Below are 12,827 nucleotides of genomic sequence, written 5' to 3' on the forward strand. Positions count from 1 at the left end.
TCGCGTCACCCTCCCAGCTTCGTGAGCACGAACGCGCCCAGGAACCCGACCACGGTGACGAGCCCGGCGACGTCGTGCGCGTTCTCGAACGCCTCCGGGATCATGGTGTCGGCGAGCATCGCGAGGATCGCGCCGGCGGCCGTCGCGGTGGTCGCGGCGATCACGTCCGGCGGGAAGGCCCGGAACACGGTGAAGCCGAGCAGGGCGGCGATGGCGGAGGCGACCGCGATCCCCGTCCACACGCCGAAGACGTAGGCGGGCGTCCGGCCGGCGTGCCGCATCCCGGCGGCGCTCGAGAGCCCCTCGGGCACGTTCGACACGAAGATCGCGATGACCGCCACCCAGCTGACCGCCCCGCCGCCGATCAGGGAGAGGCCGATGACGATCGACTCGGGGATCCCGTCGAGCAGCGCGCCGAGCGCGATCGCGAGGCCGCTCCCGGACCGCTCGGACTCGGACGGCTGCTTCCCGGGTCCGGATCGCTTGCGGTGCTTCGCGCCGCGGCGGGAGAGCACCGTCGTGAGCGCCGTGTACACCACCGCCCCGGCCACGAACCCGATCGCCGTCGAGTCGAAGCCGCCGCGGCGGTACGCCTCGTCCATGAGGTCGAACGACAGCGCCGAGATGAGCACCCCCGCGCCGAACGCCATGACGACCGCGATGACGCGCTGCGGGACGCGGGCGTAGAAGCCGGCGACCGCCCCGACCACGAGCGCGGAGCCGGCGACCAGCCCCCACGTCCCCGCCCACGCCCAGACCGGCATCAGGCGAAAGGTGTGCACGTGGACCGCCCTCGACCGCTGCGCCCGCCGGCCCGCAGCACGGGCGCCCGGCCCGCTCACAGCCTGCGCGGCGCCGCGTGGCCCCCGGAGGCGCCCTCGGCCGCCGCGCCGGGACCGTCCACGTCGCTGAACAGCGGGCTCTCCCCGCCGGGCGCGGTGGCGGGCCGCGGCGCCGCGCGGATCCCTCTCCAGCACAGCACCACGAGCGGCAGCACGCCGCCCACGATGAAGAGGGCGTCGCCCGGGAGCCTCCACCACTCGAACAGCGTGAGCGGGCGGGCGGTGACGTACTCGAGCTGCCGCGCCTCGAAGTACCCGACCGTCACCGACCGGTAGAGCTGGAGCACGCCGACCGGGAACAGCGTCGCGAACACCATCCAGCCGAGCCCGAGGTTGAGCGACCAGAAGCTCACCTTGGCGAGCCGGTCGGACCAGCGCTCCGGCGCGACCAGGTACCGGATCGCGAACAGCGCGAGCGCCACCGCGAGCATGCCGTACACGCCCATCATGGCGGCGTGCCCGTGGTTCGCGGTGAGCGCGGTGCCGACCTGGTAGTAGGAGACGATCGGGAGGTTGATGAGGAAGCCGAAGATCCCCGCGCCCACGAAGTTCCAGAACCCCACCGCCGCGAGGAACATGACCGCCCACCGGTGCGGGAACGGCGCCGCGCCCTCGCGCTGCTGCGCCTTCGCGAGCGACAGGAAGCTCCAGGCCTCGACGGTGAGGAACGTGAGCGGGATGACCTCCGCGGCGGAGAAGAACGCGCCGAGCGCCATGTGCTCGGCCGGCTCGCCGGAGAAGTACACGTGGTGCATCGTCCCCACCACGCCGCCCACCGAGTAGAGGATGATCTCGAGGTAGACCAGCCGCAGCGCGGCCTGCTCCGCGACCACGCCGAGCAGGACGAACAGGTACGCGACGATCGCGGTGGTGAAGAGCTCGAGGAAGTCCTCGACCCACAGGTGCACGACCCAGAACCGCCAGTAGTCGGTGACGGTGAAGTGGGCGCGCGGGTGGGCGAGCAGGCCCACCGCGTAGAACGCCGGGATCGCCAGCGCGGCGAAGAAGAAGAGCCACGGCATGTTGCCGAGGTGCTCGCGGACGAGGCGCGGCCGCAGCGTCCGGTAGAGCATGGCCGCCCAGGCGAACAGCCCGATGATGAGGAGCACCTGCCAGAGCCGGCCGAGCTCCAGGTATTCGAACCCCTGGTTCCCGAGCCAGTAGCCGCGGATCCAGCCGTGGATCCCGGCCAGCTCGCCGACCAGGCTGCCCACCACCACCACCGCGAGCGCCCCGAGCAGCGCGAACGCGAGCGCCCGCTGCCCGCGCGGCTCGCGCCCGGCGATCATCGGCGCGACGAAGATGCCGGCCGCGAGGTACGACGTCGCCACCCAGAAGATGGCGAGCTGCAGGTGCCAGGTGCGGACCACGTTGAACGGGAGCAGCGCCGCCAGGTCGATGCCGAAGAAGCCCTCCAGCTCCGCGCGGTAGTGCTGGGACGCGCCGCCGACCAGCGTCTGGGCGAGGAACAGCAGCGCCATCACGAGGAAGTACCACCCCGTGGCGCGCTGGCCCGGCGTGAGGGGCACGTCCTGGGGCCGGCGGAACGTGAGGGTCCGGGTCTCGCGCCCCTGCCAGCCGAGGAACCGCCAGCGGCCGAAGGCGGCGAAGAGGAGCCCCGTGCCGCCGAGCAGCGCCACCAGCGAGAGCACGCTCCACACCACCATCGAGCCGGTGGGGCGGTTCAGGACGAGCGGCTCGGGCGGCCAGTTGTTCGTGTACGAGTAGTCGGCGCCGGGGCGCTGCGTGGAGGCGGCCCAGGCGGTCCACGCGAAGAACGCCGTGAGCTGCCGGAGGTCCTCGGGGCTCGAGACGAGCCCCGGCGAGAGGCCGGTCCTCGCGCTCGGCTGGGCGAAGAACGCGCGCAGGGACTCGCGCTCGTGGTCGAAGGCGGCCGCCTGACCCTCGGTGAACGTCAGCACGCCGGTGGCCGCGTCGTAGCGGTTCTCGCGGAGCTCGGCCCAGGTCCGCGGCCCGCCCTCCCGCTCCGACTCGCCGTTCCGCGCCGCCACGAAGCGGGCCGACCGCCGCAGGTACTCGGCGGTGAAGTCCGGACCGAGGTAGCCGCCGTGTCCGAGCACCGAGCCGTAGTCCATCAGGCCGCGCGTGAGGAACAGCTCCTGGCCCGCGAGGATGTCGTCGCGGTCGAACACCACGCGGCCGCGCGGGTCGACGGTCTTCCCGGGGATGGGGGGCGAGGCCGTGTAGGTCCGGTAGGCGAGGACGCCGAGGATCCCGAAGCCGACCACCATCACGAGGAGCGCGGCCTGCGGCCACCCTCGCGAGACGAGCAGTCCTCGGCGCATGCGGTCTCCTTCGAGAGAGCGCCTGCACGCTGGCGACCGGGCGGCCGCCCGGCAAGTGCGCTGCCCGCGAGGGGAGAGCTCCGGGCCGGGCGCTCGCGCACCTCCCGTCAGCGGCCCGCCCCTCCCCGGAGCACGATCGTGATGCTGCCCGATCGCTCCAGGAAGGCGTCCTTCACGTCCCGGAGGCTCTCCTTCCCGAGCCGCCGCACGTGCGCGAGGAGCTCGTCCTCGGAGACCCGCGTCGCCCGCATCACGTCGCGCTGGAGCGCACCGTCGCGGACGAGCTGGCGGATCCGCCCCTCGAGCAGGTCGGCCGCGCGCCGGCTCCGCGAGGTGAGCAGCGAGAACAGCCAGTCGAGGCCGATGAGCGTGGTGAGCGCCACGACCGCGGTGGTGAGGCTCGCGTCGTCGGCGACGATGCTCTTCCGCGCCGCGGTGGTGACGAGGAACAGGAGCACGATGTCCGAGACGCCCCACCGCGCGAACTCCTTCCGCCCGACGAGGCGGAAGAGGAGCTGGACGAACAGGTAGACGAACGCCGCGCGGAACACGACCTCCCACGGCGGCAGCTCCGGGCGCCAGAGGGCACTGTCCATGCCGCAACGATGCGGCCGCCGGTCCTGCCCCGCACCGGAGCGCTGCGAGCAGGACGGACGCGCGTCCCCTGCGGAGGGGACACCCGCCCGACGACGCGCTGCGCGTGAACACGGAGCGTGCACGCGCCTCACCCTTCGGGGATTCCGTTGCCCATTGCGGGGGCGCGCGGCGCGTCCTTACGAAGCGTCCACACCGCCTCACCTTCACCAACAGTCAGCGGGGGAACATGCGCCCTACCGTACCGTTCGTCATGGCCGTGGCCGCGCTGCTCGGAGCGCCGGGGGTGACCCGGGCCCAGCACGCCGCGAAGGAAGCACCGCAGGACCCGAACGCAGCCGGCGCGGCGGCGGCCCAGGCCGCCACCGATCCGCGGACGCGCGCGCTCCGCCAGCCGACCCAGGCCGAGCTGGAGGAGCTGCTCCGCGGCCTCGAGCCCCTCGTGAGCCAGTCGTCCGAGGGCCTCACCCAGGTTGCCCTGCCGAACGGCGCCGTGGGCATGGACCTGCAGGACCGCTTCCAGAGCGTGTCGCTGGCCCGCGTCGGGCCCGAGGGCGTCCGCACCGAGTGCGTGGGCACGCCGGCCGAGGCCCGGTCGTTCCTGGAAGGCCAGGCCGCCCCGGCGGAAGCGCCGGCCGCCGCGCCGCTGGAGGAGAAGTGACCATGCGCGCCAGCCGATCCTCGCTCCTCCTCGCGCTGCTCGCGGTCGCGCTCCCGGGCACCGCCCTCCCCGCCGCCCAGATCACGATCGTGAACGTCAACGCGCCCGGCGTGGGCTTCAACGATCCGACGCCGGCGACCCCGGTCGGCGGCAACCCCGGCACCACGGTGGGCCAGCAGCGCCTCATCGCCTTCCAGCGCGCCGCCGAGATCTGGGCGGCGTCGCTCGACAGCGCGGTCGAGATCCGGATCCAGGCGTCGTTCGTGCCGCTCGCCTGCACCGCCAGCGCCGCCACGCTCGGCTCGGCCGGCGCGATCCAGGTCTTCCGCGACTTCCCCGGCGCCGGGTTCGAGAACACCTGGTACCACGTCGCCCTGGCCAACAAGCTCGCGGCGGCCGACCTCGCCCCGGGCGACCCGAACTCCAGCGCCGACGACCTCCGCGCCCGCTTCAACAGCGACATCGGCAAGGTCGGGTGCCTCACCGGGACGAGCTGGTACTACGGCCTCGACACCGGGCACACCGCCAGCCAGATCAACCTCGTGACCGTGCTGCTGCACGAGTTCGCGCACGGGCTCGGCTTCTCCAGCTTCGCGAACGTCAGCACCGGCGCGTACCTCGTGGGCTTCGGCGACGTGTACTCGAAGTTCTACTTCGACGGCACGACCGGGAAGTTCCGTGACCAGATGACCGACGCCGAGCGGCAGGCCTCCGCCGTCAACCCGCGCAAGGTGGTCTGGAACGGCCCGCGCGTCACCTTCGCCGCGCCCTCCGTGCTGAGCGCGGGGACGCCCCTGCTGCACGTGAACGCCCCGGCTCCGGCCGACTACCAGGTCGGCGCGGCCTCGTTCGGCCCGCCCATCGGCTCCCCCGGGACGACCGGCGACGTGGTCGTGGCGACCGACGCCTCGAACGCGACCGGCCCCTCCACCACCGACGCGTGCACCGCCATCGACGCCGCGGCGGGGGTGACGGGCAGGATCGCGCTCGTCGATCGCGGCACCTGCGGCTTCACCGTGAAGGTGAAGAACGCGCAGGACGCCGGCGCGATCGCCGTCATCGTGGCCGACAACGTCGCGGGCGGCCCGCCGGCCGGGCTCGGCGGGGCGGACCCGTCGATCGTCATCCCGGCGGTGCGCGTCACGCTGGCGGACGGCAACGCGCTCAAGGCCGCCCTGGCGCAGGGCACCGTCAACGTCACGCTCGGCCTGGATCTCGCGGTGATGGCCGGCGCCGATCGCGACGGGCAGGTGCTCCTCTACACGCCGAACCCGGTGCAGCCCGGCTCGTCGGTGTCGCACTGGGACACCAGCACCTCGCCCAACCAGCTCATGGAGCCCGCCATCAACGCCGACCTGCGGCTGTCGGTGGACCTGCCGTACGACATGACCCGGCCGCTCCTGCGCGACGTCGGCTGGTACCCCGACGGCGACCTCGACGGCGTCGCCGACGACGCCGGGGACCAGTGCCTCGGCTCGGACCTGCGCTCGACGGTGATCGTCGGCGGGGAGGACACCGGCGTCGTGAACACGCTGTTCACGAACGGCTGCACCGTCGCCGATCTCCTCGGGCGGTGCGACGCCGCCGGGAACCGCGGCGCCGTCCTGAGCTGCGCCGCGCACCTGACCAAGGCGCTCTCGGATCAGGGCTTCGTCCCGGTCACCAAGATCGGGGCCGTGGAGCGCGCCGCGGCCCGCAACCCGTAGCGCGGCGCCGGGGTGGCGGGGCCGGCGCGGTGCCGGTCCCGCCACGCGGCGCTCCGAGGAAGCCGCCGGACCTCGCGGCGTGCATCCGCGCCGCGATGGACGCGCTCAAGGCCGTGACCGCGGGCGCGAGGGCCGGGCCGGCGGCCGCCCGCGTGCCCCAGGCGTCGAAGGCCCGCGCGACGGCGCGGGCAGGCGCGGGGCGGTCCGGCAGGGAGGAGTCGCCGGACGGAGCTCGACGGCCGGGCGCGACCGGGCGAGCGCGTCCTCGCTGGGTCAGTCCCGGCAGCCGCCCTCGGGCTCTGCTAGCCTCTCGGATCGCGGAACCGGGCGAGGCAGCCGTGCGCGAGCTGCTGGACAGCATCATCCTGCTGGGAGGCCTGCAGGGCGTCGGGCTCGCGGCGGTGCTCGCGCGTCGCCGGGAGGATCGCGTCGCCAACCGGCTGCTCGCGGCGCTCGTCGGCGCGCTGTCGCTGATGCTGCTCCTCGGCGTCCCGGAGCAGCGCTGGGGCCTGACGAGCCATCCGCACCTGCTGGCCCTGACGGCGCCCCTCCCCTTCCTGTTCGGCCCGCTCCTCTACCTCTACGTCGCCGCGCTGACCCGGCCGGCCGCGCGGTTCGAGGCCCGCTGGCTCTTCCACGGCCTCCCGGCCGCGGCGAACCTGCTCTTCCTGCTCCAGGGCTTCTACCTGAAGCCCGGCCCGGAGAAGCTCGCCCTCGCGCACGCGTACCTCGCCGGCCACGGTCCGCCCGCGCTGCGCTTCTTCGAGGTCCTCCAGACGGTGCAGGCCGTCGGCTACCTCCTCTGGAGCTGGCTCGCGCTGCGCCGGTACGACCGCAGGATCGAGGGCTACTTCAGCGACGTCGCGCGGATCGACCTGCGCTGGCTGATGGGCATGGTGCTCGCCCACGCGGCGGTGTGGAGCATCGTGATCGCCGGCCGGGTGCTCGACCTCGCGGGCGTCGCGCCGGCGTCGCTCGACGCGCTCTCGCACGCGGTCCAGGTCGGGACCGCCCTGGTCGTCTTCGCGACCGGGTACGTGAGCCTCTGGCAGCCCGAGCTGTTCGAGAAGGCGCAGGCGGCGCGGACGGCCGAGCCGCCCCCGCGCCCGCGCCCGAAGTACCAGCGCAACCGCGTCGACGACCGGGAGGCCGCGGAGCTCGCGAGCAAGCTCACCGCGCACATGGCGGAGCGCAAGCCGTACCGCGACGGCGCGCTCACGCTCCAGGCGCTCGCCGACGCCGTCGGCGCGACGCCCCACCTGCTGAGCCAGGTGCTGAACGTGCACCTGCGCAAGAGCTTCTACTTCTTCGTGAATTCGTATCGCGCGGAGGAGCTCATGGCGGCGCTCGACGACCCCGCGCGACGCGACCGCGGCGTCCTCGAGCTCGCGCTCGAGGCGGGGTTCAACTCGAAATCGACCCTCAACAGCTTCTTCAAGCGCTACACGGGCGTCACGCCCACCGAGTTCCGGCTGTCGAGGTCGGCGGCGAAAACCCCCGGAAGATTGGCAGGCTAAGAAGGTCGGACGTCCCGATGGTCGGGTCGCCGTCCGGGTTCATGGGGAGCGGCGAGGCGGCGCGCGCCGATCCGTACGGTGCCTCCGAAGCCACCACCGGAGGACCACGATGCCGAACCCCGCCGCTGCCGCCGCCATCTCCTCACCGACCTCGAAGGAGGGAACGACCCGCCGCCTCGTCGCCCGCCTGCTCCTGCTGCTCACGCTCGCGGCCGCCGCGGTGCTGGGCTGGCCCGCCCGCGCGAGCGGCCGCCCATCCACCGACCCGAGCCGCTCCCTCGAGCCTCGCGCGACGCGCGTCCTCGAGCGGCACCTCGCCCGCCGCGAGTTCCCGGGCGCGGTGCTGGCGCTGCGCCCCCGCGCCGGCGGGACGCTCCTCGTCACCGCGGGCACCGCCGACCCCACGCGGCGCGCCGCCCGGATCGACCCGAGCGCGCCGTGGATCATCGGCAGCACCACCAAGACCTTCGTCGCCGTCGTCGTGCTGCAGCTCGCCCGCGAAGGGAAGCTCGCCCTCGATGCCACGGTCGAGCGCTTCTTCCCGGACCTCCCGGGCGCGTCGCGCATCACCATCCGGCAGCTCCTGCAGCACACGAGCGGAATGGCCGAGTACCTCCACACCGACGCGGTGGATCGCGACGCGCGCCGGGCGTGGAGCGCGCGCGAGCTGATCGCCGTCGCCGCGGCGCGGGGACCGGTGGCCGAGCCCGGCGCCGGGTTCCACTACGCGAACACGAACTACCTGATGCTCGGTGAGATCATCGAGCGGGTGACCGCGCGGCCGTGGCACGCCGAGGTGCGGAGCCGGGTCCTCGAGCCGCTCGGGCTGAGGCACACCGGGTACGCCGGCGAGGCGTCGGCGCCGCGCCTCGGCGCCGGCTACGTGCTCGCGAGCGGCGAGCCCGTGGAGGCGACGGCGCTGTGGCACCCGTCGATCGGCGGCGCCGCCGGCGGCATGTACTCGACGGCGGAGGACCTCCTGGCGTTCACGCTGGCGCTGTTCGAGGGCGACCTCCTCGACACGCGGTCCGCCGCCGAGATGCGGACCTTCGTCCGCGGCGAGGACCACGGGTTCGTTGCGCACGCGTACGGGCTCGGGCTCGAGCGATACACGGTGAACCACCTCACGGTCCTGGGGCACATGGGGACCGGCAGCGCGCACGGCGCGTTCATCGGCTACGACCCGGCCAGCCACGCGGCCGTGGCCGTGCAGATCAACGCCGCCAACCCGGGACCCGCCGCCATCGTCGCCGCCGAGGTGCTGGGCGAGGTGACGGGCAAGGACGTCTCCGCGCCGCCGGCGCCCTCCGCGTCCGCCGGCTACACGTACTTCCCCTACCAGACGCTCGAGCGCGCCGGCACCGGCGAGCGCATCGGCGAGCTTCGCGTCACCACGCAGCAGGTGAGCGCCACGTATCCGATCGTCGCGAACGAGGGACGGACCCGGCTCGACCTCTCGGTCGCGTACCAGCGCCTCCAGTTCGACTACCGGGGCCTGACCCACCCGCTGGACAGCGCGCAGTCGATCGGCGTCACCGCGTTCCTGCGGCAGAAGCTGACGGACCGCTGGGGCCTCGTGCTCGTGGCGTCGCCCGGGTATGCGGACGACTTCGAGGGGCCCGCCACGCTCGACGCGGTCACGATGACGGTCGTCGGCGCCGGGACCTACCGCTTCGGCGACCGGCTCGAGGTCGGCCTCGGGGTGGCGATCCAGAACGCGTTCGGCGAGCCGCTCCCGCTGCCGGTCGCCTCGATCGACTGGACGATCACCGACCGGCTCTGGCTGAAGTCCATCCTGCCGATCAGCGCCGAGCTGACCTGGCTCCCCCACCGCGCCCTCGGCGTGCGCGGCGCCCTGCTGGTCAACGGCGGCAACTACCACGGCGCCGAGCGCGTCTACGGCGTCGTCAACCCGCAGCTGAACTACTCCGCCGCGGTGGCCGACCTCGGCGTGCGCTGGTTCGTCCTGCCGTGGCTGCACGTGACGGTCCACGGCGGGCACACGCTCTTCCGCCGCTTCGAGTTCTCCGAGGGTCGCCACCGGGTGCCGGGCGGCAAGTACGACCTGGCGAACGGCCCCGTGTACGGGATCGACCTCGGCGTGGGGGGCTGAGCTGGAGGGCCGTGCGCGCCGGCCGAAACGGTAGAGCGGGCCGGGGGATCTCCTCGCATATATCCGGCCAATCCTCCGGTACCCGCGAAGCGGCTCGACCGCCATCGCACCCCATCCAGACCTCGCATCACGCCGCCCCGGGAGACACGCCATGCCGCAGAGCCCCGCCGTCAACCGCCGCATCGTGCTCGCCGCCCGCCCGCGCGGCGCGCCGACGGCGCAGGACTTCCGCCTCGAGCAGGTCCCCGTGCCGGCGCCCGCCGACGGGCAGGTGCTGCTTCGCACGGTCTACCTGTCGCTCGATCCCTACATGCGGGGCCGCATGAGCGAGGGCCCCTCCTACGCCCCCCCGCTGGCGCTCGGGGACACGATGGTGGGCGGCACGGTGAGCCGCGTGGTGGTCTCCAGGCACCCGGGCTTCCGCGAGGGCGAGCTGGTGGCCGGCGCCGCCGGCTGGCAGGACTACGCGCTGTCCGACGGCCAGGGCCTGACGCCGATCGGCGACGGCGCCCATCCCTCGTACGCCTTGAGCGTGCTCGGCATGCCCGGCTTCACCGCGTACCACGGCCTGCTGAACATCGGCGCGCCGAAGCCCGGCGAGACCGTGGTGGTGGCCGCCGCCAGCGGCGCGGTCGGCGCGGCGGTGGGCCAGATCGCCCGGCTCCGGGGCGCGCGCGTGGTCGGCATCGCGGGCGGCGACGAGAAGCGCCGGTACGTCACCGAGGAACTCGGCTTCGACCTCTGCCTCGACCGCCACGACCCGCACCTGGCACGGCAGCTCGCCGAGGCGTGCCCCGACGGCATCGACGTCTACTTCGAGAACGTCGGGGGCGCGGTGCTCGACGCCGTGCTGCCGCTCCTGCGCGAGGGCGCGCGCGTCCCGGTCTGCGGGGGGATCGCGCACTACAACGACGAGGCGCCGCCGCCCGGCCCGGACCGCCTGCCGATGCTGATGGCGCTCGTGCTGCGCAAGCGCGTCCGCCTCCAGGGCTTCATCATCCTCGACCACTACGCGGACGGCTACGCGCCGTTCCTGCGCGACATGAGCGCCTGGGTCGCCGAGGGCAAGGTGAAGCTGCGGGAGGACCTCGTCGCCGGGCTGGAGAACGCGCCGGCGGCGCTCATCGGCCTGCTCGAGGGCAGGAACTTCGGCAAGGTCGTCGTCCGCGTCGCAGATTGAAGCTGCTCGCGCCGAACCATCCCGCATGGGGCGCGATCGATGAGGTCTCCCCCGCCGCCAGGTCCATCGAGCGGCACCCCGCAGACACCGCGAAACCGGAGGACGCGCACATGACGAAGAACACGATCTGTCTCTGGTACGACAAGGACGCCGAGGCCGCGGCCCGCTTCTACGCCAAGACCTTCCCGGACAGCGCGGTCGGCCGGATCATCCGCGCGCCGAGCGACTCTCCGAGCGGCAAGAAGGGCGACGTGCTGGTGGTCGAGTTCACGGTCGCCGGGGTGCACTGCGTCGGCCTGAACGGCGGCCCCGCGTTCAAGCAGAGCGAGGCGTTCTCGTTCCAGATCTCGACCGAGGATCAGGCGGAGACCGATCGGTACTGGGACGCGATCGTCGGCAACGGCGGCCAGGAGAGCGCGTGCGGCTGGTGCAAGGACCGGTGGGGCGTGTCGTGGCAGATCACGCCGCGGGTGCTGATGGAGGCGCTCCAGGCCGGCGGTGAGGAAGCGCGGCGCGCGTTCGAGGCGATGATGCCGATGTCGAAGATCGACGTGGCCAAGATCGAGGCCGCGCGGCGCGGGTGACGTCGTCCCGGCCAGCGTTCGTGGTGGTGATGGAGGTCGAGCCATGCCCAAGATCGTCGTGAACGCGTTCCTGACCCTGGACGGCGTCATGCAGGCGCCCGGCGGTCCGGACGAGGACCGCGAGAGTGGCTTCGTGCACGGAGGCTGGCAGGCGCCCTACGACGACGAGCTCGGGGGGCGGCTGGTCACCGAGGGCATGGGCGACGCCGACGGGTTCCTGCTCGGGCGCAAGACCTACGACATCTTCGCGAGCTACTGGCCGAAGGTGACCGACCCCGCGAACCCCGTGGCGCCCCCGCTCAACGCGCGCCCGAAGTACGTGGTGTCGCGCACCCTCGAGCGCGTCACCTGGAACAACTCCCGCCTGATCAAGGGCGACGTGGTCGCCGAGCTCCGGAAGCTCCGCGAGCAGCCGGGCCGGACCGTCCACACCTGGGGCAGCACCGAGCTGCTCCAGACGCTCCAGCAGCACGACCTCGTGGACGAGTACCGGCTGTTCATCTTCCCGGTGGTGCTCGGCACCGGCAAGCGGCTCTTCGGCAGCGGCACGGTGCCGCTGGCGCTCCGCCCGCTGGAGTCGGTCACGACCACGAAGGGCGCGACGTACCTCCGCCTCGAGCGCGCCGGGAAGCCGGAGTACGGGCGGATGGGCGCGTAGATACGCCCCGAGTGCGGGTCCCCCTACGCGCGGCCTCCTCGAACGAAGATACTTCGCCGTCGAAACCCTCCCAGGAGAGCGCATGGACAGCAGCGCGGTCGCGAGGAAGGCATCGAGGACGCGGAAGGCGAAGGCCGCAGGAAGGAAGGCGGCAGTCACGAGGAAGCGGAGGGCGGCGGGCAGCAAGGCCGCCGTCACGCGCAAGCGACGAGCGGCCGCGCACAAAGCGGCCGCGACCAAGAGAGCGGGTGCCTCCGCGGCCCGGAAGCCGGTCCTGCTCTCCGGCGGCAACCCGCAGATCGCGAAGGCCGACGGCGACGCGCCCGTGCAGGCGTACCTGGCGGCGCTGCCGGGCTGGAAGCGCGAGGTCGGGCAGCGCCTCGACGCGCTCATCACCCGGACCGTGCCCGGGGTGCGGAAGGCGGTGAAGTGGAACTCCCCGTTCTACGGCGTCGAGGGCCAGGGCTGGTTCGTCGGGCTCCACGCGTTCAGCAAGGCCGTCAAGGTGACCTTCTTCAAGGGAACGTCGCTGCAGCCCGTTCCCCCCGGCGGCACGGGCAAGGACGGGCGCTGGATCGACGTCCACGAGGACGATCTCGACGAGGCGCAGCTGGCGGCGTGGGTGAAGCAGGCGGCTGCGATCCCGGGCTGGGGCAACGTCTGAGG

General features: G+C 73.2%; 11 protein-coding genes. 8 read left to right on the forward strand and 3 right to left on the reverse strand.

The features are described from left to right. Nucleotides 1-5 precede the first annotated feature (5 nt). The 3 genes from PSR1_RS01385 to PSR1_RS01395 all read right to left on the reverse strand — a co-directional run bounded on the left by PSR1_RS01385 (nt 6) and on the right by PSR1_RS01395 (nt 3,744). The gene (locus PSR1_RS01385) at nt 6-764 is read right to left on the reverse strand and encodes a ZIP family metal transporter (protein ID WP_059435855.1); all 759 of its coding nucleotides are present in this window, start codon (nt 762-764) and stop codon (nt 6-8) included. 74 nt (nt 765-838) lie between these two features. After that, nucleotides 839-3,148, reverse strand: coding sequence for a nitric-oxide reductase large subunit (locus PSR1_RS01390; RefSeq protein ID WP_059435856.1), 2,310 nt, complete (start codon nt 3,146-3,148; stop codon nt 839-841). A 107-nt stretch (nt 3,149-3,255) separates the two neighbouring features. Further along, nucleotides 3,256-3,744 (reverse strand): DUF421 domain-containing protein, encoded by a 489-nt coding sequence (locus PSR1_RS01395; RefSeq protein WP_059435857.1) that lies wholly within the window; start codon nt 3,742-3,744, stop codon nt 3,256-3,258. Nucleotides 3,745-3,995: 251 nt separating this feature from the next. On the opposite strand from PSR1_RS01395, the gene PSR1_RS01400 reads away from it, so the two are divergent. The 8 genes from PSR1_RS01400 (at nt 3,996) to PSR1_RS01435 (ending at nt 12,825) form a co-directional block, all read left to right on the forward strand. Continuing rightward, entirely contained in the window at nt 3,996-4,403 is a 408-nt protein-coding gene (locus PSR1_RS01400) for a hypothetical protein (RefSeq protein ID WP_237757779.1), read from the forward strand. Nucleotides 4,404-4,405: 2 nt separating this feature from the next. Then, nucleotides 4,406-6,109 carry a PA domain-containing protein gene (locus PSR1_RS01405; RefSeq protein WP_059435859.1) on the forward strand — a complete coding sequence of 568 codons (1,704 nt, stop codon included), beginning with the start codon at nt 4,406-4,408 and terminating at the stop codon, nt 6,107-6,109. A gap of 338 nt (nt 6,110-6,447) precedes the next feature. Then, the gene (locus tag PSR1_RS01410) at nt 6,448-7,626 is read left to right on the forward strand and encodes a helix-turn-helix domain-containing protein (RefSeq protein ID WP_059435860.1); all 1,179 of its coding nucleotides are present in this window, start codon (nt 6,448-6,450) and stop codon (nt 7,624-7,626) included. A 109-nt stretch (nt 7,627-7,735) separates the two neighbouring features. Beyond that, nucleotides 7,736-9,739, forward strand: coding sequence for a DUF6268 family outer membrane beta-barrel protein (locus tag PSR1_RS01415; RefSeq protein ID WP_059435861.1), 2,004 nt, complete (start codon nt 7,736-7,738; stop codon nt 9,737-9,739). A 151-nt stretch (nt 9,740-9,890) separates the two neighbouring features. Further along, nucleotides 9,891-10,919: an NADP-dependent oxidoreductase gene (locus tag PSR1_RS01420; RefSeq protein ID WP_059435862.1), complete on the forward strand. Its 1,029-nt coding sequence runs from the start codon at nt 9,891-9,893 to the stop codon at nt 10,917-10,919. A gap of 110 nt (nt 10,920-11,029) precedes the next feature. Continuing rightward, complete coding sequence (locus tag PSR1_RS01425; RefSeq protein WP_059435863.1) at nt 11,030-11,503, forward strand: VOC family protein; 474 nt, start codon at nt 11,030-11,032, stop codon at nt 11,501-11,503. A 43-nt stretch (nt 11,504-11,546) separates the two neighbouring features. Then, entirely contained in the window at nt 11,547-12,161 is a 615-nt protein-coding gene (locus PSR1_RS01430) for a dihydrofolate reductase family protein (protein ID WP_059435864.1), read from the forward strand. Nucleotides 12,162-12,243: 82 nt separating this feature from the next. Next, nucleotides 12,244-12,825 (forward strand): DUF1801 domain-containing protein, encoded by a 582-nt coding sequence (locus tag PSR1_RS01435; RefSeq protein ID WP_059435865.1) that lies wholly within the window; start codon nt 12,244-12,246, stop codon nt 12,823-12,825. The last annotated feature ends 2 nt before the right edge of the window (nt 12,826-12,827 follow it).

This window comes from Anaeromyxobacter sp. PSR-1, from assembly GCF_000964525.1.
Taxonomy (GTDB): domain Bacteria; phylum Myxococcota; class Myxococcia; order Myxococcales; family Anaeromyxobacteraceae; genus Anaeromyxobacter.

Coding starts and splice junctions, on each gene's coding strand:
- PSR1_RS01400 (WP_237757779.1), top strand. CDS start 3,996: ATGGCCGTGGCCGCGCTGCTCGGAGCGCCGGGGGTGACCCGGGCCCAG.
- PSR1_RS01395 (WP_059435857.1), bottom strand. CDS start 3,744: ATGGACAGTGCCCTCTGGCGCCCGGAGCTGCCGCCGTGGGAGGTCGTG.
- PSR1_RS01385 (WP_059435855.1), bottom strand. CDS start 764: ATGCCGGTCTGGGCGTGGGCGGGGACGTGGGGGCTGGTCGCCGGCTCC.
- PSR1_RS01430 (WP_059435864.1), top strand. CDS start 11,547: ATGCCCAAGATCGTCGTGAACGCGTTCCTGACCCTGGACGGCGTCATG.
- PSR1_RS01390 (WP_059435856.1), bottom strand. CDS start 3,148: ATGCGCCGAGGACTGCTCGTCTCGCGAGGGTGGCCGCAGGCCGCGCTC.
- PSR1_RS01415 (WP_059435861.1), top strand. CDS start 7,736: ATGCCGAACCCCGCCGCTGCCGCCGCCATCTCCTCACCGACCTCGAAG.
- PSR1_RS01420 (WP_059435862.1), top strand. CDS start 9,891: ATGCCGCAGAGCCCCGCCGTCAACCGCCGCATCGTGCTCGCCGCCCGC.
- PSR1_RS01425 (WP_059435863.1), top strand. CDS start 11,030: ATGACGAAGAACACGATCTGTCTCTGGTACGACAAGGACGCCGAGGCC.
- PSR1_RS01405 (WP_059435859.1), top strand. CDS start 4,406: ATGCGCGCCAGCCGATCCTCGCTCCTCCTCGCGCTGCTCGCGGTCGCG.
- PSR1_RS01435 (WP_059435865.1), top strand. CDS start 12,244: ATGGACAGCAGCGCGGTCGCGAGGAAGGCATCGAGGACGCGGAAGGCG.